Origin of the sequence: Streptomyces sp. NPDC046831, from assembly GCF_040645305.1 — a bacterium.
Classification (GTDB): domain Bacteria; phylum Actinomycetota; class Actinomycetes; order Streptomycetales; family Streptomycetaceae; genus Streptomyces.
Window position 1 is genome coordinate 13,190 of record NZ_JBEYXZ010000018.1, and the last position, 26,607, is coordinate 39,796.

A 26,607-nucleotide genomic window follows, 5' to 3' on the forward strand; every position below is an offset into this window, starting at 1 on the left:
GACGGCATGATCACTGGTGTCGCCGCCTCCGCCGCCTGCTCCGCCGTCCTGACCCGTGCCGGAACGGCCGTGCTGCGTGCCACGGCGCCCGGTGGCCGGGGCCGTTGGGAGCGGCGCAACCACGCCGGGCGGTCCGTCGGGCTCCACGCCGGTCCCGCGGTGGCCGTGGCGGCCGCGGTCGCGGCGGGCCGGGTGCGGCCGGCCGCCGGCCTCGCCGTGCTGGCCGCCGGTGCCTGCGGTGCCTACGACGACGTGGCCGGCGCCGGTGACCCCCGGCGCGGGTTCCGGGCGCACCTGGCGGCCCTGCGGGACGGCGAGGTCACCAGCGGGGCGGTCAAGCTGTTCGGCATCGGCGCGGCGGGCCTGGCCGCCGGCGCCCTGCTGCGGGAGCGGCCGCTGGACAAGGTGCTCGCGGGTGTCGTGATCGCCGGGGCGGCGCACGCGGTCAACCTCGTCGACGTGCGGCCCGGACGGGCCGCCGCCACGGTGCTCGCCCTGGCGGCGCCCGGGCTGCTGCGGCGGGGACCCGGCGCGGAACTGGCCGCCGCCGCTGTGGGCGCGGCCGCGGCGGTCCTCCCCGAGGACCTGGGGGAGCGCGTGATGATCGGCGACACGGGGGCGCACGCCCTGGGCGCGACACTCGGCGCGGCCGCCGTCGTGTGCAACGGGCGCCTCGGTCTGGTGGCGCACGCGGCGGCGGTGGTGGCCGCAGCCGTGTACGGGGACAAGGTGAGCGAGCCGGCCCGAGCCCGGTGAGAGAAGAGCGCCCCGCCCGTTCTTTTCACCCGTGTGGGTGACCCAATCGGGCTCGTCGCCCTGTTTCCGCGTGCCCCTCACACCCCCGCCGTTCCCGGAACACCCGTACGTGCTGGCATCCTTGACGCCGGAACCAGCGCGTGGAGGCATCGAGCGGCACGCCCCTGAGCCGGCTTCCTTCTGTACGTTTCGTCGTGACCGCCCGACGCCGAACCAGGAGCCCCGGCCACGTGAGCCACGTGAGCAGCCGCGCATCGCACGGCCAGTCACCGCTGCGCACCGTGCAGGTGCTGGGCGGTGGCAACGCCGGCAGCAGCGCGCACGTGCGGTCGCTGACCGCGGGGCTCGTCGCCCGGGGCGTGCGGGTCACCGTGTGCGCCCCCGAGGAGGCCGACCACGCCTACGACTTCACCGGCGCCGGTGCGCGGCATGTGCCCGTGCCGCGCAGTACCGACCCGGTGTCCGTGGCCGCGCTGCGGACCGCCTGCGCGGACGCCGACCTCGTGCACGCGCACGGGCTGCACGCCTCGTTCCGGGCGGCGCTCGCCCTCAGCGGGCGGAGCACCCCGCTCGTCGTCACCTGGCACAACCGCGCGTACGCCGAGGGGCCCCGGGCGCATCTCCTGCGCCTGCTGGAGCGGCGCGTCGTCAGGGCGGCCACGGTCGTGTTCGGCACCACCTCGCCGCTGGTGGACCGGGCCCGCCGCAGGGGCGCGCGCGACGCACGGCTCGGCGCGGTCGCACTTCCTTTGCCGTCCGCTGCCGCGAGCGAGGACCCCGATCGTCCGCGGGCCAAGGTGCGGGCAGAACTCGGCGCCACGGGACGGCCGCTGCTGATCGCCGTGGGCTCCCTCGACCCCACCCGCGGCCACGAGGTCCTGCTGGACGCGGCCCGCGCCTGGCGCGGCCTCGACCCCGTCCCCCTGCTCGTGATCGCCGGTGAGGGACCGCTGCGGCCCCTGCTGCAACGCCGCATCGAGGACGAGGAACTGCCCGTCCGGCTGCTCGGCCGGCGCGACGACGTGGGGGAACTCCTCGCCGCCGCCGACCTCGCCCTGCTGCCGGGCAGCGAGGAGGCCCGCTCGGTCCTCGCGCAGGAGGCCCTGCACGCGCGCGTGCCGCTCGTCGCGGCGCTGACCGGCGGAGTCCGCGAACTCGTCGGAGACGCCGCGGAACTGGTGCCCCGTCAGGACGCCGGGGCGCTCGCCGCCGCCGTCGTGCGCCTGCTCGGCGACCCCGAGCGGTGCGAGCAGCTCCGGCAGCACGGCGCCCGGCAGGCGGCCACCTGGCCGACGGAGGAGGAAACCGTCGCCCAGGTCCTCAGCGTGTACGACGAGCTGACCCAGCCGCGGCTCCTGGCCTGAGGTCCGGCGGGTGCCCGGGGCCGGGCGCGTTCCTCACCGGACACGGCGCGGTTGGGCCCCACCCGTCAAGGCCGCCCGGGACCGAGTGACGGCGCCGCCGTCCGCGATGCCGGCGGGCTCGGGCTGAAAGAAGACGGTCCCGGCCGGGGTGCGACAAGCGACGGCACGACGACCACCAAGGGCACGGGCACCGCGATCCTGAACAGAACCAGCTCCCGACCCGCAGGATGCTGTCGGCCCACCGCACGCCCGAGCACAGGGAGTTGAAGAGCCTTGCCGCTCCGTGCCGGGCAGGTACGCCGCCGCACCGGTCGATCTCCGCGTCGAGCGCGGCCCGGCGGCCTCCCGACCGGCCCGCGCCCTGCCACCCGTTCAGCGGGAGACCGCCGTTCCTGTCCCGGTGCAACGCGCGCCGACGGCCCCGGCCGCGGCGGGACGGGGCTCAGGTGACGTGCCGGCGCGCCCGCAGCGCCAGGCTCAGCGCCAGCACCGTCTGCGGGTCGTCGAGGTCGGTGCCCAGCAGCTCCCCGATGCGCGCGAGGCGGTTGTAGAGCGTCTGCCGGTTCAGGTGCAGCTCACGGGCCGTCTCCGCCTTGCGGCCCGCGTGCGCCAGGTACGTCTCCAGGGTGGGCAGCAGCGGCGGCTTGGCCCGGTGGTCGTGATCGCGCAGCGGGCCGATCGCGCGGTCCACGAAGTCGGCCAGGTCCGGGTGGTCCCGCAGCCGCCACAGCAGCAGGTCGATGTCGAGACGGCGGGCGTCGTACCACGGCCGGTCCGGCAGGCCCTGCGCGGCCGTCGCCGTCTCGGCCGCGTGCCGCAGGCCGGCCGAGGCCGCCGCCCAGCCGCCGGCCACCCCCACCACCACGACCGGCGGCTGCGCGCCCGGCCGCCGCATGCCCGCCCGCTCCGCACCGGCCCGCAGGGCCGCCGCGACCCGGTCCGCGACCACCGGCCGCTCCGACTCCGCGCGCAGGCCGAGCAGCAGCGGCACCCGGCCCTCCACCGGCCGCACGCCCAGCAGCACCGGCACGCCGACCGAGGCCAGCTCCTCGGCGACCGCGCGCGCCAGGACCGCCCAGCCGCCGCCGACCGCGCCGGCGCGCGCCGTGCCGTCGGCGGCCGGCGCGTCGCCGAGCCGCATGACCACGGGCAGCAGCGGTCCGTCGCCCGGCTTGAAGCCGAGGACGCGCGCCTGCGCCGGGGCGTCGTCGGCGGCGATACGGCCTTCGGCGAGGTCGGAGAGGAAGTCGCCGCGGCCGCGTGCCGCCAGCTCCTCCTCCTGGCGGGCCTGCATCAGCACCACGGCCAGGATGCCCGCCGCCCGCTCGACCGCCATGCGGTGCACCGGCGCCAGCGGCGCCCGGACCGGCAGCAGCACGAGCCGGGCGCGGACCGCACCGGCCCCCGGCCCACCGCCGGGCACGTCCACGAGGACGGAACCGGACGGCGGCGGGGCGTCGGCGTCCCGGTGCTGGCCGCGCAGCCCCTCCCAGACCTGCAGCGGGTCCGCACCCTCGGGTCCGGCACCGGCCGCGTACAGCAGCCGGCCGCCGGGGGTCTCCAGGAACACGGGGTTGCCGGCGAAGCCGGCCAGGACGCCGAGGACCTGCGGCACTCCGCCGCCGGCCAGCAGGGCGCCGGTGCAGCGGCGGTAGACCTCCTCGGCCCGCTGCTGGAGCGCGTAGTGCCCGTTGACGATCTCGGTGTGGATCTCCTCGGTGACGGTCACGAACGGCACCTCGCGGTGCAGCTGCACCAGCGGGAGGCCGGCCGTGCGCGCCGTCTCGACCAGGGCGGCGGGCAGACGCGCGAACCGGGGGCCGAGCTCGACCACGAGCGCGGCGATGCCGCGGTCGGCGAGGGTGCGGACGAAGGCGCGCTGCTCGGCGGGGCGGGTGCCGAGGCCGTAACCGGTGGTCAGCAGCAGCTCGCCCCCCTTGAGCAGGGAGGCGATGTTGGGGACCTCGCCGGCGTGGACCCAGCGGACGGTGCGGTCCAGCCGGTCGCCGCAGGCGAGGACCTCGGGCAGGCCGCTGCGCAGGCCGGGCAGCTCCAGAGCGCGCCGCACCGTGATCCCCGCGCCCTCGGTGTCGAATGCGCTGTCCATGCAGCGGACGCTACCTGGGCGGACGTCCGCGAGACAGCTCGGGCGGCACACCCGCGCCCGGTCCGTCCCGCAGACCCGTCCGGCCCGGCCCATGGGCGGCCGCCCTGCCGGACTCGTCCTGCCGGCCGCCGCCCTGCGGGCCGCACGCCGGGCCTGTCCTGTCCTGCGGGCCGCCGCCCCAGCGGCCTCGGGCGGTGCCCCCGCCGATCCGTCCTCAGGACGTGCGGACGGGCATCGGCCCGGTGCCCGTCCGCACGTCCGGTGCCCGGGCACCGGACGTGGCCCGCGACCCGGTGCTCCCGCGATCAGCCCCCGTAGGCGCCGCTCGCGGTCAGCCGCAGGGCGGTGTCGATCAGGGGGACGTGGCTGAAGGCCTGCGGGAAGTTGCCCACCTGGCGCTGCAGGCGCGGGTCCCACTCCTCGGCCAGCAGGCCGAGGTCGTTGCGCAGGGACAGCAGCTTCTCGAACAGCTTCCGGGCCTCGTCGACGCGGCCGATCATCGCCAGGTCGTCGGCCATCCAGAACGAACAGGCGAGGAAGGCGCCCTCGTCGCCGGGGAGGCCGTCGACGCCCGCGTGGTCGCCTTCCGTGGGGTAGCGCAGGATGAAGCCGTCCGGCGTGGACAGCTCGCGCTGGATCGCCTCGATGGTGCCGATGACCCGTTTGTCGTCCGGCGGCAGGAAGCCCACCTGCGGAATGATCAGCAGGGACGCGTCCAGCTCCTGCGAGCCGTAGGACTGCGTGAACGTGTTGCGCTCCGGGTCGTAGCCTCTCTCGCACACGTCCCGGTGGATCTCGTCGCGCAGTTCCTTCCAGCGCTCCAGCGGGCCGTCGGCGTCCCCGGACTCCAGCAGCTTGATCGTCCGGTCGACGGCGACCCACGCCATGACCTTGGAGTGCACGAAGTGACGGCGCGGGCCGCGCACCTCCCAGATGCCCTCGTCCGGCTCCTGCCAGTGCTGCTCCAGGTAGCGGATGAGCTTGATCTGGAGCAGCGAGGCGTAGTCGTTGCGGGCCAGACCCGTCATGTGGGCCAGGTGCAGGGCCTCGGTGACCTCGCCGTAGACGTCCAGCTGGAGCTGGTGCGCGGCGCCGTTGCCGACCCGGACCGGCGCGGAGTTCTCGTAGCCGGGCAGCCACTCCAGCTCCGCCTCGCCGAGCTCGCGCTCACCGGCGATGCCGTACATGATCTGCAGGTTCTCCGGGTCGCCGGCGACGGCCCGCAGCAGCCACTCGCGCCAGGCGCGGGCCTCCTCGCGGTAGCCGGTGCGCAGCAGCGACGACAGGGTGATCGCCGCGTCGCGCAGCCAGGTGTAGCGGTAGTCCCAGTTGCGGACGCCGCCGATGTCCTCGGGCAGGGAGGTGGTGGGGGCGGCGACGATGCCGCCGGTGGGGGCGTACGTCAGCGCCTTGAGCGTGATCAGGGAGCGGACGACGGCCTCGCGGTACGGGCCGTGGTACGTACAGTGCCCCACCCACTCACGCCAGAACGCCTCCGTCGCCGCCAGCGACTGCTCCGGCTCCGGCAGCGGCGGCGGCTCCTTGTGCGAGGGCTGCCACGAGATCGTGAAGGCGATCCGGTCACCCGGGGCGACCGTGAAGTCCGCGTACGTGGTCAGCGACTCGCCGTACGCCTCCGCCGGTGTGTCGAACCACACGGAGTCGGGCCCGGCGACCGCCACCGTGCGCCCCTCGTGCTTGTGCACCCAGGGCACGATGCGGCCGTAGGAGAACCGCATCCGCAGCGCCGAGCGCATCGGCACCCGGCCCGAGACGCCCTCGACGATCCGGATCAGCTGCGGGGCTCCGTCGCGCGGCGGCATGAAATCGGTCACGCGGACCGTGCCGCGCGGCGTGTCCCACTCCGATTCGAGGATCAGCGAGTCGCCGCGGTAGCTGCGGCGGGCCGCGACGGGCGGCTCCGCGTCGGCCGCGTGAGCCGGGCCGAGGCGCCAGAAGCCGTGCTCCTCGGTGCCGAGCAGACCGGCGAAGATGGCATGCGAGTCGAAGCGGGGCAGGCACAGCCAGTCGACTGTCCCGTCCCGGCAGACCAGTGCTGCGGTCTGCATGTCTCCGATGAGTGCGTAGTCCTCGATGCGCCCGGCCACGTGCATCTCCAGTCGAACGGCCACGTCACCCCGCGAAGGGGCGGTCGCTAGTGCGGTCAGGGGGTCGTTGTAGTGCGTCGTTGAGCGGTGAGGCAATCAGCCGCTCGGCTTGTCATGCAGAACGGCAAAACGACAACTGTTGCTCAACGATCTGACGAGCTCACGTTGTTCCGGGTCTTACGGGCGGGGTGGTGCCGTGTTGCCGGCCGGGCTCGGCAGCGAGTGTCCGAGCAGGATACGACGCACGTAGATGATGTGCGTGCCGCTCCGGGCAACGCGCGTGAGCCGAACGGGTGGGCCATGGGTGAGACGCGCGGGAACGGCGGTGCCTCCGTGGCGGCGCGTGCGCGGAGCGTGGCCGGAACCCGTCCCCGCCCGCTGCCGACGCCTGGCCGGAAGCCATCCGGCTTTGGCGCTGATACGCTGGTAGCCCGTGGACCGGTGGGCTTCAAACCCCCGAACCGCAGCGACGGCTCCTCCGGGACGTGACCCGGGAGACAACCCGGATACCCGGACAGCCGCACCGCACTCCAGACCGCGACCACGGGAGCCCCCTCTTGGCCATGCCGCCCGCTGCTTTCCGCAGCACAGCCACGACGACCAAGCACATCTTCGTCACCGGGGGTGTCGCCTCCTCGCTCGGCAAGGGACTGACCGCGTCGAGCCTCGGCATGCTGCTCAAGGCCCGCGGCCTGCGCGTGGTGATGCAGAAGCTCGACCCGTACCTGAACGTCGACCCCGGGACGATGAACCCGTTCCAGCACGGTGAGGTGTTCGTCACCAACGACGGCGCCGAGACCGACCTGGACATCGGCCACTACGAGCGCTTCCTCGACCGGGACCTCGACGGCTCGGCCAACGTCACCACCGGCCAGGTGTACTCCACGGTGATCGCCAAGGAGCGCCGCGGCGAGTACCTGGGCGACACCGTGCAGGTCATCCCGCACATCACCAACGAGATCAAGCACCGCATCCGCCGCATGGCCACCGACGAGGTGGACGTCGTCATCACCGAGGTCGGCGGCACCGTCGGCGACATCGAGTCCCTGCCGTTCCTGGAGACCGTCCGCCAGGTCCGCCACGAGGTCGGCCGCGACAACGTCTTCGTGGTGCACATCTCGCTGCTGCCGTACATCGGCCCGTCCGGCGAGCTGAAGACCAAGCCGACCCAGCACTCGGTCGCCGCCCTGCGCAACATCGGCATCCAGCCGGACGCGATCGTGCTGCGCTGCGACCGAGAGGTGCCGACCGCGATCAAGCGCAAGATCTCCCTGATGTGCGACGTCGACGAGGCCGCCGTCGTCGCCTGCCCCGACGCGCGCTCGATCTACGACATCCCGAAGGTCGTGCACTCCGAGGGCCTGGACGCCTACGTCGTGCGCAAGCTCGACCTGCCGTTCCGCGACGTCGACTGGACCACCTGGGACGACCTGCTCGACCGCGTCCACAACCCCGACCACGAGGTCACCCTCGCCCTGGTCGGCAAGTACATCGACCTGCCCGACGCCTACCTGTCGGTCATCGAGGCGCTGCGCGCGGGCGGGTTCGCCAACCGGGCGCGCGTGAAGATCAAGTGGGTGACGTCCGACGACTGCAAGACCCCGGCCGGCGCCGAGGCGCAGCTCGCCGACGTCGACGCCATCTGCATCCCCGGCGGGTTCGGCGACCGCGGCGTCCTCGGCAAGGTCGGCGCCATCCGCTACGCCCGCGAGAACCGGATCCCGCTGCTCGGCCTCTGCCTGGGCCTGCAGTGCATCGTGATCGAGGCCGCGCGCAACCTCGCCGACATCCCGGACGCCAACTCCACCGAGTTCGACCCGGCCACCGCGCACCCGGTCATCTCCACGATGGCCGAGCAGCTCGACATCGTCGCCGGCGAGGGCGACATGGGCGGGACGATGCGCCTGGGCATGTACCCGGCCAAGCTGGCCGAGGGGTCGATCGTGCGCGAGGTGTACGACGGCAAGGAGTACATCGAGGAGCGCCACCGCCACCGCTACGAGGTGAACAACGCCTACCGCGCGGAGCTGGAGAAGAAGGCGGGCATCGTCTTCTCCGGCACCTCGCCGGACGGCAAGCTCGTCGAGTATGTCGAGTACCCGCGCGACGTCCACCCGTACCTGGTCGCCACGCAGGCGCACCCCGAGCTGCGCTCGCGCCCGACCCGTCCGCACCCGCTGTTCGCCGGCCTGGTGAAGGCGGCCGTGCAGCGGCAGGCCGAGGCGGGCCGCGTCTCCGAGTGACACACCGGCTGTACGGTTGCCGGGGTGCACACCCTCACCAGGTGGGCACCCCGGTGACGCAGGCAACCGATGCACCGTACGTGTGGAAGGGCAGGGCATGACGATCAAGGACGCCGCCGAGGAGTGGGAGATCCGGGCGACCGAGACCCCGTTCACCGGGAACAAGACGTCGGTCCGCACCGACGACGTGGTGATGCCCGACGGCAGCGTGGTCCGCCGCGACTACCAGGTCCACCCCGGCTCCGTGGCCGTCCTCGCCCTCGACGACGCCGGCCGGGTGCTGGTCATCCGCCAGTACCGGCACCCCGTGCGGCAGAAGCTGTGGGAGATCCCGGCCGGTCTGCTCGACGTGCCCGGCGAGAACCCGCTGCACGCCGCCCAGCGCGAGCTGTACGAGGAGGCGCACGTCAAGGCCGAGGACTGGCGGGTGCTGACCGACGTGTACACCACCCCCGGCGGCTGCGACGAGGCCGTGCGGATCTTCCTCGCCCGCGGTCTGTCCGTGGCCGAGGGCGAGCGCTTCCAGGCCGAGCACGAGGAGACGGACCTGGAGCTCGCCCGCGTTCCGGTCGACGAACTGGTGCGCGGCGTGCTCGCGGGCCAACTGCACAACAACTGCCTCGTCGTGGGCGTCCTCTCCCTGGTCGCGGCCCAGCGGGGTGACGGCCTGGACGCCCTGCGCCCGGCCGAGGCGCCCTGGCCCGCGCGCCCCTTCGAGTCCTGACGGGCTCCGCTCCTCCCACCGCCGTCCCCCTGCGCGGTGGTGACCGCTCCGCGGCCCCGGACCTGGTGACCACCGCCGTGCGGACCGGTCCGACGATCGCCTGATCCGATCAGGGGACGTGTCCGCCGTGCTCCACACGGAAGGTCGCAGAGCGTGAACTAGGCTTTTCACCACGCCCGGACCGGAGTTCCGGCGGGCTGGCGCGTGCGGTGGGACGGGAGCGTGGCCCGTGACGGATCAGGCGGTGGGCGCAGGTGGCGCGGAAGTGTCCCGGAAGGACCCGAAGCCCGCCACGGCACCGAGCCGGTTCCTGGGCCGTACACGCGAGTTGAAGGAGCTGCGCGCCGACATCGAGCGGGCCGGCCTCGACACCCTGGCCGGCCGCAAGGCTCCCCGCGCGCGTGTGCTCCTGATCGCCGGCAGGCCCGGCTCCGGCCGTACCGCGCTCGCGGAGGAGCTGGTGCGGCAGGTGGCCGGGCGGTATCCGGACGGCGTGCTGCGGGCCCGCCTCACCGACCCCGACGGCACCCCCGTGCCCGTCGTGCGCGCGGCCCGCGACCTGCTCACCGCGCTGGAGCTGCCGACCCCGCCCGGCGCCGCCGAGGACGAGCTGGCCGAGGCCTTCCGCGCCGCCCTCGCCGGCCGGCGGACGCTGCTCGTGCTCGACGACGCGGCCGACGCCGAACAGGTCGACGCGCTGCTGCCGGAGAACGCGGACTGCCTGGTCGTCGCCGTCGCCGAGGGCCCGCTCACCGGCATCGCGGACGTCCGCCCCTGCACCCTGGGCGGGCTGGACACCAAGTCCGCGGTGGCGCTGCTGTGCCGGCACATCGACCCCGTCCGTGTCACCGTCGATCCGCGTGCCGCCGAGGCCCTCGTCGAGACCCTCCAGGGGCAGCCCGCCGCGCTGGTCCTGGCCGCCGGCTGGCTCGCCGCCCGCCCCCAGGCGGCCGTCGCGGACCTCGCCAGGCACCTGCACGCCGACCCCGGCGACGGCACCCCGCTCGCCCGGATCCTGCGGCTCGTGCACTCCGCTCTGCCCGGCGCCGCCGCGCGCACGCTCCGCCTGCTCGCCCTCGCCCCGGCCGGCGACGTGGACCCGCACACCGCCTCCGCGCTCGCCGGCTGCTCGGTGGACGCGGCCCGCGCCCTCCTCGACGACTTCGCCGCCTCCGGCCTGCTGCGGCCCCTGACCTCGCCGCTGCCGCGCTACGAGGTGCCGGGCTGCCTGCACCCGCTGCTGCGATCCCTGGCTCGCGCCCACGACCGCCCCGCCGAACTCCAGCTGGCCCGCGCCCGCATGCTGGAGCGCACGGTGCGGCTGCTGCAGTCCTGCCGCGCGATCACCGAGACCGACAGTCCCGATTCCCGGGAGCGGCTGAACGGACTCCCCGCCGCCCTGCGCTTTCCCAGCCCGCGCGCCGCGGAGGTCTGGCTCGGCGCGCGCCGTCCCGCGCTGCTCGCCGCCGCGCGGCTCGCGGTCGCCGACGGGGAGCTGGACACCCTGGCCCGGCGCCTGATGTCACAGCTCGTGAGGGCGATGGCCGCCCACTTCGGCACCCAGGCCGCCGCCGGCGACCTCTACGACATCCACGGCCTCGTCCTCGACGTCGCCGAGCGTCGCGACCTGCCGAGGGAGAAGGCCGCCGCCCTGCTGAACCTCGCCGACCTCGACGCCCGGACCGGCCGGACGGCCACGGCGCTGGCCCGCTACCGGGCGGCGCTGGACGCCGGGCGGGAGGCGAACGACCCGTACGCGGCCGGCCGCGCGATGGAATCCGTAGGCGGCGCCCACCTGGAGCTCGGGGACTACGACCGGGCGGCGGACTGGTTCGGCCGGGCCCTGGCCCACCGCCTCGCCCGCGGCGAACGCGTCGACGCCGCCCGGCTGTACGGCCGTATCGCCACCGCGGCCACCTACGCGGGCCGTTACGGGGAGGCCCTGCGCAACTGGCGCGCGGCCGTCGCCGCGCACCGCAAGAACGGCGATGTCGCGGGCCAGGCGCGGGCGTTGAGCGAACTGGCCCGGGTCCAGGAGTACGCGGGACGGCCCGCGGAGTCGCTGCGCACCTGCCAGGAGGCGGTGGAGTGGGCGCGCCGGGCCGAGGACGTCCGGCTGCAGGCGGCGCTCCAACTGCGGCTCGCCGACACCCTGGAGCGCCTGGGCGACCCGACGGCCGCGAGCCTGCACCGGGGGGCGGCCGGGCGCATGCTGGGAGAGGAGATCCGGGGGATCGACGGCCGTACCGACGGCGACACGGAGGTCACAGCGCCGGAACAGGACTCCAACGCCTGCGAAATCCGCAGTGCATCCGACGAAGATTGATGCAATGGAAGGCTAGACAGCGAGAACACCTTCATTAGACTGGCTTTGCCGCTCGTTCTCCCGCGGTGTCTCCTGGTGTGCCCCCGTATGCCGGGTTACGTCTTGCATTGCCCCACATTCCCTGAGTCAAGGACCGTGATCGACGTGAAGGTCGGCATCCCCCGCGAGGTCAAGAACAACGAGTTCCGGGTGGCCATCACCCCCGCCGGCGTGCACGAGCTGGTGCGCAACGGCCACCAGGTCGTCGTCGAGCGGAACGCCGGTATCGGCTCCTCCATCCCGGACGAGGAGTACGTGGCGGCCGGCGCCCGGATCCTGGAGACCGCCGACGAGGTCTGGGCCTCCGCCGACCTGCTGCTGAAGGTCAAGGAGCCCGTCGCCGAGGAGTACCACCGCCTCCGCAAGGACCAGATCCTCTTCACCTACCTGCACCTGGCCGCCTCCAGGGAGTGCACGGACGCCCTGCTGGAGTCCGGCACCACGGCGATCGCCTACGAGACCGTCGAGCTGCCGAACCGCGCGCTGCCGCTGCTGGCCCCGATGTCCGAGGTCGCCGGCCGCCTGGCCCCGCACGTCGGCGCCTACCACCTGCTGGCCGCGAACGGCGGCCGCGGTGTGCTGCCCGGCGGTGTCCCGGGCGTGCCGGCCGGCAAGGCCGTCATCATCGGCGGCGGCGTCTCCGGCTGGAACGCCGCGCAGATCGCCATCGGCCTGGGCTTCCACGTGACCCTGCTCGACAAGGACATCAACAAGCTGAGGGAGGCCGACAAGATCTTCGGTACGAGGATCCAGACCGTCGTCTCCAACGCCTTCGAGCTGGAGAAGGCCTGCCTCGACGCCGACCTCGTCGTCGGCGCCGTCCTCATCCCGGGCGCCAAGGCCCCGAAGCTGGTCACCAACGAGCTGGTCTCCCGGATGAAGTCCGGAAGTGTCCTTGTCGACATCGCGATCGACCAGGGCGGCTGCTTCGAGGACTCCCACCCGACCACGCACGCCGAGCCGACCTTCAGGGTCCACCAGTCGGTGTTCTACTGCGTCGCCAACATGCCCGGCGCGGTGCCCAACACCTCGACCTACGCGCTCACCAACGCCACGCTGCCGTACATCGTCGAGCTCGCCAACCGCGGCTGGGTGGACGCGCTGCGCCGCGACCCCGCGCTGGCCAGGGGGCTCAACACCCATGACGGCAAGGTCGTCTACAAGGAGGTCGCCGAGGCGCACGGCCTGGAGCACGTGGAGCTGGACTCCCTGCTCGGCTGAGCGGCCCGCCCGTCCCTGCCGCCAAGTGCCCCGGCGGCAAAAGGCGATTCGTCAACACATCTGGTCAACCTCACACATCCGGCCGGACCTTGCCCGACAAGGTCCGGCCGGATGTGTGTATGGTCACTTCGCCGCACTCGGTCAACTCGCCTCGAACGTAACCCTTCGACCGATTCACGCCACGGTGGAACCTGCCGTGCGACGGTCGTACGCCCTTGACAGAGGGTTGTTTCATGGCCGACACATCGGGCCGGGTCCGGGCGATTGTGTTGCTGCGGACCGCCGACACGCCATAGAGTCGCCAACCGTCGGCATGGTGCCACGCTGACCTGTCTAGAAGTTTCCTGGTCACCAAGGAGGTAAGACGACTTGTGAATGAGTCGACATTTTCTCCCGGGGGTGGTCAACCAGGAATGCCTGCGCGGGGCCAGAGCCCCACAGGGCTCGAGGCTGTCGGCTCCGTCGCGGTGCGCACCTTCGCAGCCCACCAGAGTCACCAGAAGCCAGGAATGACTCCGTCAGCACACCAGAGCATGGATGGCCAACACGTGAACGCCATGGCCGGCGACGGAAGTGGCGCGTCCCACAACCACTTCGCCGACTACGACGAACTGCCCGACGGGCACTTCTACGACCCCGACGCCGAGTACGAACCGGACCCCGAGTACGCGGCCACGCTCGCGCCCGACGCCGCCCGCCAGCGTCGTGAGCGCGTCGGCCCGACCGGCCGCCCGCTGCCGTACTTCCCGATCCCGGGCCCGCTGACCGACCACGGCCCCGCGAAGATCATCGCGATGTGCAACCAGAAGGGCGGCGTCGGCAAGACCACGTCGACCATCAACCTGGGTGCCGCGCTCGCGGAGTACGGCCGGCGCGTGCTGCTCGTGGACTTCGACCCGCAGGGCGCGCTGTCGGTGGGTCTCGGCGTCAACCCGATGGAGCTCGACCTCACCGTCTACAACCTGCTCATGGAGCGGGGCATGTCCGCGGACGAGGTGCTGCTGAAGACCGCGGTCCCGAACATGGACCTGCTGCCCAGCAACATCGACCTGTCGGCGGCCGAGGTGCAGCTCGTCAGCGAGGTCGCGCGCGAGTCGACGCTGGCGCGCGCCCTGAAGCCGCTGCTGTCCGACTACGACTACATCGTCATCGACTGCCAGCCCTCGCTCGGGCTGCTCACCGTCAACGCCCTGACGGCCGCGCACAAGGTGATCGTGCCGCTCGAGTGCGAGTTCTTCGCGCTGCGCGGTGTGGCCCTGCTGACCGAGACCATCGAGAAGGTGCAGGAGCGGCTCAACCCGGAGCTCGAGCTCGACGGGATCCTCGCCACGATGTACGACTCGCGCACCGTGCACAGCCGTGAGGTGCTCGCGCGGGTCGTCGAGGCGTTCGACGACCACGTCTACCACACGGTCATCGGCCGCACGGTCCGCTTCCCCGAGACCACCGTCGCCGGTGAGCCGATCACCACGTACGCCTCCAACTCCGTCGGTGCCGCCGCCTACCGCCAGCTCGCCAGGGAGGTGCTCGCCCGGTGTCACGCCGAGTGAGTCTCCCCGGGGCCGACGAACTCTTCCGCACGACAGGGGGTATGGCGCTCCAGCCCTCCACTCCCCGGCGCCAGGCCAACGGCGAGGCCCGGGTCCCCGCTCCGGCGGGGGAGAGCGACCCCGCCGCCCCGGCGGACGACGCGCCGCAGGCGGTGCCTGCGCGGGGCGGCGACGGCGAGGGCGCCGAGCACGTCGCCGTCGGCACCGACGCGGCCGACGCGGGGGAGTCCCGCAGCCGGGGCGCGGCCGGCGAGCGCTCCGGGCGCCCCCAGGGAGCACCGGACGGCGCTTCCGCCGCCGCCCAGCCCCGCAAGCGCGGGCGGACCGCGACACGGCGGCCCAGCGGCCGGGAGCGGCACGACGAGAAGATCACGGTCTACGTCTCCGCCGAGGAGCTCATGGACCTCGAACACGCGCGCCTGGTGCTCCGCGGCGAGCACGGGCTGGCCGTCGACCGCGGGCGGATCGTCCGCGAGGCGGTCGCGGTCGTGCTCGCGGACCTGGAGACCCGGGGGGACGCCAGCATCCTCGTACGACGGCTGCGCGGGCGGTAGCGGTAGCCTGCGGGGGTCATGACCTCGAACGACGTTCCCCCTCCCGCCCCGGGCGCCTTCGCCGGCCGACGGCGCGCGCTGGGGCGGGGGCCGGGCGCGAGCGCTCCGCGCGCCGAGCCGGAGGCGCCGGCGGCGCCCCGGGCGGCGGCGCGGTCCGTCGCACCTCCGGCGGGCGGCGGTCGGCCGGTGGCGGAGCGGGAGGCGGCAGAGGCCGAGCGGGCGGTACCGGGCACCGAGCCGGGGGCACCGGACAGCGTGCCGGAGGCGCCGGACAGCGGCCGGGCGGTACCGGACAGCGTGCCGGAGGCGCCGGGCACCGGCCGGGAGGCGTCGGCCAGCGAGCCGGAGGTACCGGCGGTCGCCGGTGGGACGCCGCGCCCGTCCTCCCCGCAGCATGCGTCCTCCCGTGAGCGTCCAGCTTTCCCTGGGATTCCGGCATTCCCTGAGCGTCCGGCTTCCCCTGCGCCCTCGGCCGCGCCCGACCGCGAAGACACCGACGGGCGGGGGGCACTCCCGTCGCCCGGCGGAACGAGCGCCCGGCAGGCCGGCCGGCCGGGCCACGACCCGTCGGCTGCCGACGGGCGGGAGGCCACCCGAGGGCAGGGGGCCGCCGTCCCGGAGCCCGCAGCGGCGCGCGAGGCCGCCGGCGGGGCCGTGCCCGGGGAGGGCGACGGCGGCGACGGCGTCTTCCGGGTGCGCCTGTCGAACTTCGAGGGGCCCTTCGACCTGCTCCTCCAACTGATCTCCAAGCACCGGATGGACGTGACCGAGGTCGCCCTCTCCAAGGTCACCGACGAGTTCATGGCGCACATCCGGGCCATGGGGCCGGACTGGGACCTGGACGAGACGACCGAGTTCCTGGTCGTGGCGGCCACACTGCTCGACCTCAAGGCGGCCCGGCTGCTGCCCGCCGCCGAGATCGAGGACGAGGCCGACCTGGCGCTGCTGGAGGCACGCGACCTGCTGTTCGCCCGCCTGCTGCAGTACCGCGCCTACAAGCAGATCGCCGACATCCTCAGCCACCGCCTCGACCAGGAGGCCCGGCGCCACCCCCGTACCGTCGGCCTGGAACCGCACCACGCGGAGCTGCTGCCCGAGGTGGTCATCACCGTCGGCGCGGAAGGACTGGCCCGGCTCGCCGTCAAGGCGATGCAGCCCAGGCCCAAGCCGCAGGTGTACGTCGACCACATCCACGCGCCCCTGGTGAGCGTGCAGGAGCAGGCCGGGGTCGTCGTCGCGCGGCTGCGGGAGCTGGGCGAGGCCAGTTTCCGCGCCCTGACGGAGGACACGGACGACACGCTCACCGTCGTGGCCCGCTTCCTGGCCCTGCTGGAGCTGTACCGCGAGAAGGCCGTGGCGCTGGAGCAGGAGACCGCACTCGGCGAACTGCTGGTGCGCTGGACCGGCGGGGACGGGGACACGGCTCCGCATGTGACGGACGAGTTCGACCGGCCGCCCGAGCGGCCCGGGACGGCCAAGGAGGCGAAACCGTGAGCGAGGAGACCACCGGCGCACCGGCGGGAGGGCGCACGGTCGCGGACCTCGACCTCAAGCCCGCCCTGGAGGCGGTCCTCATGGTCGTGGACGAGCCCGCGACCGAGGAGCACCTGGCGAAGATACTGCAGCGCCCCCGCGGGCGGATCGCGGACGCGCTGCGCGAGCTCGCCGACGAGTACACGGTCCAGGGACGCGGCTTCGAGCTGCGGCTGATCGCCGGCGGCTGGCGCTTCTACACCCGTCCCGAGTACGCGGCCGCCGTCGAGGGCTTCGTCCTCGACGGGCAGCAGGCCCGGCTCACCCAGGCCGCACTGGAGACGCTCGCGGTCGTCGCCTACCGCCAGCCCGTCAGCCGCAGCCGCGTCTCCGCCGTGCGCGGAGTGAACTGCGACGGCGTGATGCGCACCCTGCTCCAGCGCGGTCTGGTCGAGGAGGCGGGCGCGGAACCCGAAACAGGTGCGATCCTGTACAGGACGACGAACTACTTCCTGGAGCGGATGGGCCTGCGCGGTCTGGACGAGCTCCCGGAGCTCGCGCCCTTCCTCCCGGAGGCGGAGGCGATCGAGGCCGAGACCCAGGAGGGCGTACCGTCGTTCGACCCGGACGCACCCGATGACGGCCCGGGCACCCCGGTCACCCCGGGAACCGACGACGCAGACGACCAGACGGAACATTGATGCGAAGCAGCGGCAGGAACGGCGGACACGGCGGGCGCGGCAACCACCGCGGCGCCGGCAACGACAGGGACGACAAGCAGGGGCAGGGCCGTCCCCGCAAGCCCCGCCCCGAGGAGCGCCGCTACGACGTGGGCCCCGGCGCCACGAAGGACGGCCCGAAGTCCGGACGTGGCGGTGCGGCCCGCGGCGGCGCGAAGGGCGGCCCCCGGCAGCCCGGGCAGTCCCCGCAGCAGGGCGGCGGACGCGGCCGGACCGCCCCGGCGCGCCCGCGCGAGTACGAGGCGCAGATCGAGGAGCGCAACCGGGAGCGGTACGCGGGCAGGAAGGACGTCAAGCTGCCCAAGACCTTCCCCGGCGCCGAGCAGGAGGGCGAGCGGCTGCAGAAGGTGCTCGCGCGCGCCGGCTACGGCTCCCGGCGCGCCTGTGAGGAGCTGATCGAGCAGGCCCGGGTCGAGGTCAACGGCGAGATCGTCCTCGAGCAGGGCCGCCGGGTCGACCCGGAGAAGGACGAGGTCAAGGTCGACGGCCTGACCGTGGCCACGCAGTCGTACCAGTTCTTCTCGCTGAACAAGCCCGCCGGTGTCGTCTCCACCATGGAGGACCCGGAGGGCCGCCAGTGCCTCGGCGACTACGTCACCAACCGCGAGACGCGGCTCTTCCACGTCGGACGGCTGGACACCGAGACCGAGGGCATCATCCTCCTCACCAACCACGGCGAACTGGCGCACCGGCTCACCCACCCCAAGTACGGCGTGCGCAAGACCTACCTCGCGCACATCGTCGGCCCGATCCCCCGGGACCTGGGCAAGCAGCTGAAGGACGGCATCCAGCTCGAGGACGGCTACGCCCGCGCCGACCACTTCCGGGTCGTCGAGCAGACCGGGAAGAACTACCTCGTCGAGGTCACCCTCCACGAGGGCCGTAAGCACATCGTCCGCCGGATGCTGGCGACCGCCGGCTTCCCGGTCGACAAGCTGGTCCGCACCGCCTTCGGGCCCATCACCCTCGGCGACCAGAAGTCCGGCTGGCTGCGCCGCCTGTCGAACACCGAGGTCGGCATGCTGATGAAGGAGGTCGACCTCTAGGGCTCGCGCCGGAGACCTCCAGGGCCGGTCCGGACCGGCCCCCGCTCCGGACCGGCCCCGCTCCGGGGCCGGTCGTCGCGCGGGGCGCCTCAGAGCTGCCCGGCGCGCCGCGGGGGCACGACGCCCCGCACGCCTTCACGGTCCGGGAGCGGCCGGAGGGCCGAGGCGCGGCGGACGCGGACCAGGAAGTCCTCCACCCGGCGGCGGTCCGGCTCCGGCGGGAGCGGTGTCCGGTGGGAGGCCTTCTCGGTCTCCGCCGCCAGGCGGGTCGTCCACGCGTCCACCTCGGGCCACGGGACCTCCCCGCGCCGGACCGCCAGCAGGCGCTCGCGCTCGTCCCCGACGTCGACGGCCAGCCGGCCCGTGCGCACCAGGCCGCGGGCGCTGTGCAGCAGGCGCAGCATGTGCATCGCGTGCTTCCAGCGGCGGGCGGCGGCGCTGGTCCCGCCTGCCGGGGCGGAGTCGCGGGGCCAAGGCTGATGGCGCAGGTCGGCCTCCAGTCTGCGGCGCTGCGCGAGGGCGTAGCGCGTGAAGCTCTCCCGCACCCGGCGGGAGAGGAACGCCCCGCGCAGTGCGAGCAGTTCACGGCCCGTGTCGTCGGCGTGCTCCACCAGCGGCGAGTGCAGGCACTCCAGGACGTTCGGATTCCCGCGCAGCGCCAGCTCGCAGAAGCGCTCCAGCTCCCAGCCGAACTGCTCCGGCAGCGGCCCCTCCACGTGCGTCGGCGGCTTCTCGAAGCGCCAGAACAGGGCGGTGGGGGCGACGAACACGCCCCGGCGGTCCGTGTCGCTGCCCTCCGTCGCCAGACCGAAGGCGCGCGAGCCCATGACACAGGCGTAGATCGTGTGGTCGCGTACCAGGTCCTCGGGCTGCATGGCGGGCAGCGTACGCGGGGCCTCACGCCAGGCGGATCGAATTTCCCTCCACCGTGATCCGCTCGGCGGGCAGGGGAGTGGTGGCCGGGCCCTGGGCCACCGAGCCGTCCGCGACGCGGAAGCGGCTGCCGTGGCAGGGGCAGTGGATGCTGCCGTCGGCGACCTGGTTCAGCGTGCAGCGCTGATGGGTGCAGACCGCCGAGAAGGCCTTGAACTCGCCCTTGACCGGCTGGGTCACCACGACCTTGTGATCGGTGAAGACCGTTCCGCCGCCCACCGGGATGTCGGCCGTCGTCGTCAGTTCCCTGACACCGGCCGCCTCGGTGGCGGCCGGCGCGGAGGACTTCCCGGCCGGCGAGGACGGCGGCACGGAGGACCCGGAGGGCGTCGAGGGCGCCCCGGGAGCGGCGGAGTCGTTGCTGCCGCATCCCGCCGCGACGAGCGCCGCCGCGCCCGCTGCCAGAACCGTGCGCCGCGAAGAGCTGTGGGTCATGTCGTCACTCCGAAGATCCCGGGGGAGGGGGCGCTCCGAGCGGAGCGGCAGCATCCTCGCACCGAAAACGATCAGGACGAAGCAAGCCGGGACACAGTAGCGCGTAAGGGGCATTCCGTAGCGCTGCATGTCGTACCCGTGGCGCGCACCCGTGCCGTCTCAGCGGGCGGGCGCCGCCGACCGGCCGGGCCGGGTCTGACTAGGCTGGACGCGAGCCGATACGCACGTCAGCAAGGAGCACCACCGTGGCGGTACGAGCGGTCCGGGGGGCCGTCCAACTGGAGCGGGACGAGGCCGGTCACATGGACGAGCAGGTAGGGTCCCTGCTCACCGCCCTCCTGGAGCGGAACGGCCTGACCACCGACGACCTGATCAGCATCTGGTTCACGGCCACGCCCGACCTGCACAGCGACTTCCCGGCGGCCGCCGCCCGCAAGCTGGGCATCGTCGACGTGCCGCTGATCTGCGCCCAGGAGCTGGACATCGAGGGCGCGATGCCGCGAGTCGTCCGCGTGCTCGCGCACATCGAGACCGACCGGCCGCGCGCCGACGTCGTCCACGTCTACCTCGGCGCCGCGGCCGCCCTGCGCAAGGACATCGCCCAGTGAGGACCGCGCTTGTCATCGGCACCGGGCTCATCGGCACCTCCGCCGCCCTGGCCCTCGTCCGGCGCGGTGTCACCGTCCACCTCGCCGATCACGACCCGCAGCAGGCCCGCACGGCGGCCGCGCTCGGCGCCGGGACGGACGAGGCGCCGCAGGGCCCCGTCGACCTCGCGATCGTCGCGGCTCCGCCGGCGCACGTGGCCGGCGTGCTCGCCGACGCCATGCGCCGGGACCTGGCACGCGGATACCTGGACGTCGCCAGCGTCAAGGGCGGCCCGCGCCGTGCCCTGGAGGCACTCGGCTTCGACCCGGCGGCCCTGTCCCGCTACATCGGCACGCACCCGATGTCGGGCCGGGAGAAGTCCGGCCCGCTGGCCGCGACCGCCGACCTCTTCGAGGGGCGCCCCTGGGTGCTGACCCCGACCCGGGACACCGACACCGAGGTCCTCAACCTCGCGCTCGAACTGGTCTCGCACTGCCGCGCGGTGCCCGTGGTGATGGACGCGGACGCCCACGACCGCGCCGTCGCCCTCGTCTCCCACATGCCCCACCTGGTCTCCAGCATGGTCGCGGCGCGCCTGGAGCACGCCGAGGACGCGGCCGTACGGCTGTGCGGCCAGGGCATCCGGGACGTGACGCGGATCGCCGCCTCCGACCCGCGGATGTGGATCGACATCCTGTCCGCGAACCCGGGGCCGGTCGCCGACCTCCTCGCCGACGTCTCCGCCGACCTGGAGGAGACGGTCCGCGCGCTGCGCGCCCTGCAGTCCTCCGACGAGGCCAAGCGCGAGGAAGGCGCCGCCGGCATCGAGGACGTGCTGCGCCGCGGCAACGCCGGCCAGGTCCGCGTCCCCGGCAAGCACGGCTCCGCGCCGCGGGAGTACGAGGTCGTCGCGGTCCTCATCGACGACCAGCCCGGACAGCTGGCCCGCATCTTCGCGGACGCGGGGATGGCCGGGGTCAACATCGAGGACGTGCGCATCGAGCATGCCGCGGGGCAGCAGGCCGGCCTGGTGCAGCTGATGGTGGAGCCCAAGGCGGCGCCGGTCCTGACGACCGCCCTGCGGGAACGGGGCTGGGCCATCCGGCAGTAGCCGCACGGCGCGGGCCCGCCGGGGGGCGGGAGAGTGCCCGCGCGGCCGGCCGTCCCGGTACGGGGGCCGTCCGCCGGGGGCGTGCCTCGGCGGACCCCGGCGCCCGCCGCAGGGCCCGCCCGCGGTGGGCGCGCGATCCGCCGGAAGCCGGGCGCGCACCAGGGCCGGGCGGCCGCCGTTGACCCGGGGGCCCACCCCCGAGCCGGGCGTCGGGCGTCCGGACGCCCGTCCGCCGGTCGTCCTGCCGTCCGCCGGTTCTCCTGGGGATCCGCCGGGCTCGAAGTCGTCCGCGGTAGGGCCGACGTCGGGCGCTGGCCGGCCTGCGGACCGCCCGTCCGCCGGTTCTCCCCAGGCGTCCACCGGTCGTCCGGGTCATCCGCCGCGAGCCTGCGCCGGGCGTCCACGCCGGTCGTCCGGAACCGGCCGACCCGTGACGGGCGCGGGACAGGCGAGTGGCGGCGTCGTCCGCCGTGAGCCGGGGCGTCCCCGAGAGGGCGGCGCTTGGCGCGGCCGTCGTGCGTGGTGCGGCCGCCGGCCGCGGCGGGGCTTTCCGCCGTGGACGACGGCCGCCCGTCGGAGGGGGGTCCTGGAGCCAGTAACCTTGTGCGGGGCGCCCTCGCGTCCCGTCGACCCGCCACCACCCTTCACCAGGAAGGTGCCCCGCTGTGGAAAACGGCGCCGCCCGGACCGCCCAGCCCGTGATTGTCGCCATCGACGGCCCCTCCGGCACGGGCAAGTCGAGCACGTCGAAGGCCGTGGCCGCGCAGCTCGGCCTGAGCTACCTGGACACCGGCGCCCAGTACCGGGCGATCACCTGGTGGATGGTGACCAACGGGATCGACGTCGAGGACCCCACCGCGATCGCCGCGGTGGCCGGCAAGCCCGAGATCGTCTCCGGCACCGACCCGGCCCACCCGACGATCACCGTCGACGGCGTGGACGTCTCCGGGCCGATCCGCACCCAGGAGGTCACCTCCCAGGTCAGCGCCGTCAGCGCCGTCCCGGAGGTGCGCGCCCGGATCACCGAGCTGCAGCGCTCGCTGGCCGCCTCCGCCCCGGCCGGCATCGTCGTCGAGGGCCGTGACATCGGCACCACCGTGCTGCCCGACGCGGACCTGAAGATCTTCCTCACCGCCTCCGCGGAGGCGCGCGCCGCCCGCCGCAGCGGGGAACTCAAGGGCGCCGATGTCCACACCACCCGCGAGGCCCTGATCAAGCGGGACGCGGCCGACTCCAGCCGCAAGACCTCGCCGCTGGCGAAGGCGGACGACGCCGTCGAGGTGGACACCACCGAGCTCACGCTCACGCAGGTGATCGAGTGCGTCGTCACCCTCGTCGAGGAGAAGCGGGCCGCGAGGTGAGCCTTCCGTCGGAGCGCGGCGCCGACGTCGGCCGGCGGATCGGCGTCGGGCTGATGTACGGGCTGTGGCGTCCCCGCGTCCTCGGCGCCTGGAGGATGCCCGCCACCGGTCCGGTGATCGTCGCCGTCAACCACTCCCACAACATCGACGGCCCGATGGTGATGGGCGTGGCCCCCAGGCCGGTCCACTTCCTGATCAAGAAAGAGGCGTTCGTCGGCCCGCTCGCCCCCTTCCTGACCGGCATCGGCCAGCTGAAGGTGGACCGCCACACCACCGACCGCACCGCCATCACCACGGCGCTCGGCGTCCTGGACAACGGCGGCGTCCTCGGGATCTTCCCGGAGGGCACGCGCGGCGAGGGCGACTTCGCCTCCCTGCGGGCCGGGCTCGCGTACTTCGCGGTGCGCAGCGGCGCCCCGATCGTCCCGGTGGCCGTGCTGGGAAGTTCTGACCGGCGCGGGCGGTTGACAAGGGCGCTGCCCCCGCTGCGCTCCCGCGTGGACGTCGTCTTCGGCGACCCCTTCCCGGCAGTCGAGAACACCGGCGCGGCGGTGCGGCGCACGCGCCGGGCGCTGGACGAGGCGACCGAGCGCATCCAGAAGCAGCTCACCGCCCACCTGGAAAACGCCAGGCGCCTCACCGGGCGCTAGGCGACACTTGAGTAGTGGATGACCCGCCGGGGTGCGCCACCGATCACCACAATGAACGACGAGGTACGGACTTCATGAACGACGACATCCAGCCCGACGGCTCGGCGGAGCACGAGTACGAGCACGGGGCACTCGGTGACGCCGAGTACGCGGAGTTCATGCAGCTCGCCGCGGACGAGGGCTTCGACATCGAGGACGTGGAGGGCGCCATCGAGGCGGCCGGACACGGCCCGCTGCCCGTGCTCGCCGTCGTCGGCCGCCCCAATGTCGGCAAGTCGACCCTGGTGAACCGCATCATCGGCCGTCGCGAGGCGGTCGTCGAGGACAAGCCCGGTGTCACCCGCGACCGCGTCACCTACGAGGCGGAGTGGGCCGGCCGCCGGTTCAAGGTCGTCGACACGGGCGGCTGGGAGCAGGACGTCCTCGGCATCGACGCCTCGGTGGCCGCGCAGGCCGAGTACGCCATCGAGGCCGCCGACGCCGTCGTCTTCGTCGTCGACGCCAAGGTCGGCGCCACGGACACCGACGAGGCCGTCGTGCGCCTGCTGCGCAAGGCCGGCAAGCCGGTCGTGCTGGCCGCCAACAAGGTCGACGGCCCGAGCGGTGAGGCCGACGCCGCCTATCTGTGGTCCCTCGGCCTGGGGGAGCCGCACCCGGTCTCCGCGCTGCACGGCCGCGGCACCGGCGACATGCTGGACCGCGTTCTGGAGGCGCTGCCCGACGCCCCGGCGCAGACCTTCGGCACCGCCGTCGGCGGACCCCGCCGCATCGCCCTGATCGGCCGTCCGAACGTCGGCAAGTCCTCGCTGCTGAACAAGGTGGCGGGCGAGGAGCGCGTCGTCGTCGACGAGCTGGCGGGCACCACCCGCGACCCGGTCGACGAGCTGATCGAACTGGGCGGCACGACCTGGAAGTTCGTCGACACCGCCGGCATCCGCAAGCGCGTGCACCTCCAGCAGGGCGCCGACTACTACGCCTCGCTGCGCACCGCCGCCGCCGTGGAGAAGGCCGAGGTGGCCGTCGTCCTCATCGACGCCTCCGAATCCATCTCGGTGCAGGACCAGCGGATCGTCACCATGGCCGTCGAGGCGGGCCGCGCCCTCGTCATCGCCTACAACAAGTGGGACACCCTGGACGAGGAGCGCCGCTACTACCTGGAGCGCGAGATCGAGACCGAGTTCGGGCAGGTCTCCTGGGCGCCGCGGGTGAACGTCTCGGCGCGGACCGGCCGGCACATGGAGAAGCTGGTCCCGGCGATCGAGACCGCGCTCGCCGGCTGGGAGACCCGGGTGCCGACCGGGCGGCTCAACGCCTTCCTCGGCGAGCTGGTCGCCGCCCACCCGCACCCGATCCGGGGCGGCAAGCAGCCGCGCATCCTGTTCGGCACGCAGGCCGGCACCAAGCCGCCGCGGTTCGTGCTGTTCGCCTCCGGCTTCATCGAGGCGGGTTACCGGCGCTTCATCGAGCGCAGGCTGCGCGAGGAGTTCGGCTTTGAAGGCACGCCGATCCACATCTCGGTGCGGGTGCGCGAGAAGCGCGGCGCGAAGAAGAAGTAACCGGGCAGGCGGCCCGCGCGGCGGGCGGACAGGCAGGAGGGGCGGCCCCCCCCCGGGGCGCCCCCCCCGCCGGCCGCCCCGCACCCCCCCCCCCCCGGCCGGGGGGCCCCCGCGCGCGCCCCACCCCCCCCCCCCCCCGCCCGGGGGGGGGGGGGGGGGGCCCCGGGGGGGGGGGGGGCCCCCCCCGGGCCCCCCCCCCTCCTGCCTGCCGCGTCACAGCCCCCGGCGCGGCGCGGGCGGCAGCGCCGCCGGTACGTGGTGCGTCCCGGTGCCCTGCCGTCCGATCGTCCCCACGCGCTGCCACTGCGCCTGCTGCTCACCGGTGCCGTGCCGGGTGCCGTACGCGTCCGTGCCGTAGGCGCCGTACGTGCTCGAACCGTAGGAGCCCGTACCGTGCGCCAGGTTCCCGAACCCGACGAAGTGCAGGTCCTCCTCGCCGCTGCGGTCGCCCGGCAGGGTCCGGTAGGACTTGACGTACTCGGCGTAGAGCGCGTCGTAGATCGGCGTGGCCGAAGGGGCGCCGTGCGGATCCTGGCCCGTCCGTGAGGCCGGCACCTGCCCGGTCGAGCCCAGGCGGGAACTCGGGGCGGGGATGGGCGGGTAGGACTGGCGGCGGGGAACGTCATATGCGTGCACGTATGTCCAAACGACCCCGGCACGGAAGGGATGCGGTGTCCGGGGGCTCAGGTCCCGGCCAGCGGCATCGCGGCCGCGACCAGCCGGCCGGCGGCCGCCGCCCGGTCCAGGGCGTCGCGCAGCAGGTCCTCCCGCGGCTGCCGTCCGATGGACCCCACCGGAGCCGCGAACATGAGGACCTGCTGGTGCTTGTTCGCCGCCGCCCGCCAGCCGTCGGTGACCTGGAGCGGCTGGTGCGCCTGCCACCAGGCCACCGGCTGGCCCCCGTTGCCGCCGGGCTGCAGGACGGCGTGCAGCTGCCCCATGGCGACCAGCACCGACCAGCCGTGCAGGACCGGGGGCACGGCGGTCAGGCCGGACACGGGCACGAAGCCCTGCTCGGCCAGCAGCGGCAGGAAGTCGTCACCGGTGCCGCCGGTGGCGCCGGCACCCGGGCGCGCGATGGGGGCGGTCGGCTCGACGACCAGCGCCGGGTGCAACTCCCCGGCGATCAGGACGAGTCCGCTGGTCACACCCAGGACGGCCTGCTCGGGCACGACCGTGGCGGGCTGCGGCGGCAGTTCCGGTTCTGCGGTCCGGGAGCCGGCGTTGATGGAGCGCACCGCGCCCTGCAACTGCTCCTCCGTGACCTGGACGACCTGCGAGGGCAGGCAGGTGGCGTGGGCGAAGGCGAGGACGGCGGTCTCGTCGCCGATGAACAGGACGGTGCTGGTGCGCTCCTGCCCGGAGTCGCCCGGGGTGCGGCAGGACGTGCAGTCGTAACTGCCCGGGGCGTTCTCTCCGGCGAGCAGCCGGTCGGCTTCTTCGTCGCCGATCTCGGCGCGAACGGCGTCGCTGACGTCGAGCATGCGCGGCACGGGTGGCTCCCTCGGATGCGGTGCGTGGCGGGACCGGGTGGCTCCCGGCCCGGGAACCGGGTGGGCTCCCGGCTCATGAAGATGACAACGGCCGATCTGTGGCGGGAGTCACGCACCACGCCGAACGGAATCGAACCGTCCGACGCGGAGGGTCACGTGCCGTGCGGAAGCTGTCACTCGTCGTCAACTCCCCGGCGCCCAGGAAAGGTTGAGTGCGTGAGGTGGGTCA

The 26,607-nt window shown here is 74.0% G+C and carries 22 protein-coding genes; 16 read left to right on the plus strand and 6 right to left on the minus strand.

Annotated elements, in window-relative coordinates; all coding sequences use genetic code 11:
- Positions 1 to 6: 6 nt before the first annotated feature.
- Complete coding sequence (locus ABZ920_RS17300; protein WP_361504924.1) at positions 7 to 756, plus strand: hypothetical protein; 750 nt, start codon at positions 7 to 9, stop codon at positions 754 to 756.
- A gap of 230 nt (positions 757 to 986) precedes the next feature.
- A complete protein-coding gene (locus tag ABZ920_RS17305; RefSeq protein ID WP_361504927.1) occupies positions 987 to 2,120 on the plus strand; it encodes a glycosyltransferase family 4 protein in 1,134 nt (377 codons plus the stop codon).
- Between the two features lie 442 nt (positions 2,121 to 2,562).
- Here the strand turns inward: ABZ920_RS17305 and ABZ920_RS17310 are convergent, their stop codons facing one another.
- Both ABZ920_RS17310 and ABZ920_RS17315 read right to left on the minus strand, forming a co-directional pair.
- On the minus strand, positions 2,563 to 4,227 hold the full coding sequence (locus ABZ920_RS17310; protein ID WP_361504930.1) for a PucR family transcriptional regulator: 1,665 nt from the start codon (positions 4,225 to 4,227) through the stop codon (positions 2,563 to 2,565).
- Positions 4,228 to 4,532: 305 nt separating this feature from the next.
- The gene (locus ABZ920_RS17315; protein ID WP_361505203.1) at positions 4,533 to 6,335 is read right to left on the minus strand and encodes a glycoside hydrolase family 15 protein; all 1,803 of its coding nucleotides are present in this window, start codon (positions 6,333 to 6,335) and stop codon (positions 4,533 to 4,535) included.
- Between the two features lie 563 nt (positions 6,336 to 6,898).
- On the opposite strand from ABZ920_RS17315, the gene ABZ920_RS17320 reads away from it, so the two are divergent.
- The 9 genes from ABZ920_RS17320 (at position 6,899) to ABZ920_RS17360 (ending at position 18,251) form a co-directional block, all read left to right on the plus strand.
- On the plus strand, positions 6,899 to 8,578 hold the full coding sequence (locus tag ABZ920_RS17320; RefSeq protein ID WP_361504933.1) for a CTP synthase: 1,680 nt from the start codon (positions 6,899 to 6,901) through the stop codon (positions 8,576 to 8,578).
- Between the two features lie 97 nt (positions 8,579 to 8,675).
- Positions 8,676 to 9,302, plus strand: a complete 627-nt coding sequence (locus ABZ920_RS17325) for an NUDIX hydrolase (protein WP_361504936.1) — start codon at positions 8,676 to 8,678, stop codon at positions 9,300 to 9,302.
- Between the two features lie 265 nt (positions 9,303 to 9,567).
- The gene (locus ABZ920_RS17330) at positions 9,568 to 11,628 is read left to right on the plus strand and encodes a tetratricopeptide repeat protein (protein WP_361504938.1); all 2,061 of its coding nucleotides are present in this window, start codon (positions 9,568 to 9,570) and stop codon (positions 11,626 to 11,628) included.
- Between the two features lie 135 nt (positions 11,629 to 11,763).
- The gene (ald, locus tag ABZ920_RS17335; RefSeq protein ID WP_361504941.1) at positions 11,764 to 12,888 is read left to right on the plus strand and encodes an alanine dehydrogenase; all 1,125 of its coding nucleotides are present in this window, start codon (positions 11,764 to 11,766) and stop codon (positions 12,886 to 12,888) included.
- Positions 12,889 to 13,301: 413 nt separating this feature from the next.
- Entirely contained in the window at positions 13,302 to 14,438 is a 1,137-nt protein-coding gene (locus ABZ920_RS17340) for a ParA family protein (RefSeq protein WP_361504944.1), read from the plus strand.
- Positions 14,435 to 14,992, plus strand: a complete 558-nt coding sequence (locus ABZ920_RS17345) for a hypothetical protein (RefSeq protein ID WP_361504947.1) — start codon at positions 14,435 to 14,437, stop codon at positions 14,990 to 14,992. Before ABZ920_RS17340 ends, ABZ920_RS17345 begins: the two co-directional genes overlap by 4 nt.
- A gap of 429 nt (positions 14,993 to 15,421) precedes the next feature.
- Positions 15,422 to 16,486 (plus strand): segregation/condensation protein A, encoded by a 1,065-nt coding sequence (locus tag ABZ920_RS17350; RefSeq protein WP_361505205.1) that lies wholly within the window; start codon positions 15,422 to 15,424, stop codon positions 16,484 to 16,486.
- Entirely contained in the window at positions 16,483 to 17,166 is a 684-nt protein-coding gene (gene scpB, locus ABZ920_RS17355) for an SMC-Scp complex subunit ScpB (RefSeq protein ID WP_361504949.1), read from the plus strand. Before ABZ920_RS17350 ends, scpB begins: the two co-directional genes overlap by 4 nt.
- On the plus strand, positions 17,166 to 18,251 hold the full coding sequence (locus ABZ920_RS17360) for a pseudouridine synthase (protein WP_361504952.1): 1,086 nt from the start codon (positions 17,166 to 17,168) through the stop codon (positions 18,249 to 18,251). The genes scpB and ABZ920_RS17360 overlap by 1 nt, the downstream gene beginning before the upstream one ends.
- A gap of 89 nt (positions 18,252 to 18,340) precedes the next feature.
- Here the strand turns inward: ABZ920_RS17360 and ABZ920_RS17365 are convergent, their stop codons facing one another.
- Together ABZ920_RS17365 and ABZ920_RS17370 are read right to left on the minus strand one after the other, a co-directional pair.
- Entirely contained in the window at positions 18,341 to 19,126 is a 786-nt protein-coding gene (locus tag ABZ920_RS17365) for a nucleotidyltransferase domain-containing protein (protein ID WP_361504955.1), read from the minus strand.
- A 22-nt stretch (positions 19,127 to 19,148) separates the two neighbouring features.
- Positions 19,149 to 19,619 (minus strand): Rieske (2Fe-2S) protein, encoded by a 471-nt coding sequence (locus ABZ920_RS17370; RefSeq protein WP_361504958.1) that lies wholly within the window; start codon positions 19,617 to 19,619, stop codon positions 19,149 to 19,151.
- Positions 19,620 to 19,864: 245 nt separating this feature from the next.
- On the opposite strand from ABZ920_RS17370, the gene aroH reads away from it, so the two are divergent.
- The 5 genes from aroH (at position 19,865) to der (ending at position 24,885) form a co-directional block, all read left to right on the plus strand.
- Positions 19,865 to 20,227 carry a chorismate mutase gene (gene aroH / locus ABZ920_RS17375; RefSeq protein WP_361504961.1) on the plus strand — a complete coding sequence of 121 codons (363 nt, stop codon included), beginning with the start codon at positions 19,865 to 19,867 and terminating at the stop codon, positions 20,225 to 20,227.
- Positions 20,224 to 21,318, plus strand: a complete 1,095-nt coding sequence (locus ABZ920_RS17380; protein ID WP_361504964.1) for a prephenate dehydrogenase — start codon at positions 20,224 to 20,226, stop codon at positions 21,316 to 21,318. Before aroH ends, ABZ920_RS17380 begins: the two co-directional genes overlap by 4 nt.
- A gap of 665 nt (positions 21,319 to 21,983) precedes the next feature.
- Positions 21,984 to 22,679 carry a (d)CMP kinase gene (cmk, locus tag ABZ920_RS17385; RefSeq protein ID WP_361504967.1) on the plus strand — a complete coding sequence of 232 codons (696 nt, stop codon included), beginning with the start codon at positions 21,984 to 21,986 and terminating at the stop codon, positions 22,677 to 22,679.
- Positions 22,680 to 22,732: 53 nt separating this feature from the next.
- A complete protein-coding gene (locus ABZ920_RS17390) occupies positions 22,733 to 23,329 on the plus strand; it encodes a lysophospholipid acyltransferase family protein (RefSeq protein WP_361505207.1) in 597 nt (198 codons plus the stop codon).
- Positions 23,330 to 23,403: 74 nt separating this feature from the next.
- Positions 23,404 to 24,885: a ribosome biogenesis GTPase Der gene (gene der, locus ABZ920_RS17395; RefSeq protein ID WP_361504970.1), complete on the plus strand. Its 1,482-nt coding sequence runs from the start codon at positions 23,404 to 23,406 to the stop codon at positions 24,883 to 24,885.
- Between the two features lie 213 nt (positions 24,886 to 25,098).
- Here the strand turns inward: der and ABZ920_RS17400 are convergent, their stop codons facing one another.
- Both ABZ920_RS17400 and ABZ920_RS17405 read right to left on the minus strand, forming a co-directional pair.
- Positions 25,099 to 25,521 carry a hypothetical protein gene (locus ABZ920_RS17400; RefSeq protein WP_361504973.1) on the minus strand — a complete coding sequence of 141 codons (423 nt, stop codon included), beginning with the start codon at positions 25,519 to 25,521 and terminating at the stop codon, positions 25,099 to 25,101.
- Between the two features lie 47 nt (positions 25,522 to 25,568).
- The gene (locus ABZ920_RS17405; RefSeq protein ID WP_361504975.1) at positions 25,569 to 26,378 is read right to left on the minus strand and encodes a hypothetical protein; all 810 of its coding nucleotides are present in this window, start codon (positions 26,376 to 26,378) and stop codon (positions 25,569 to 25,571) included.
- Positions 26,379 to 26,607: the final 229 nt, after the last annotated feature.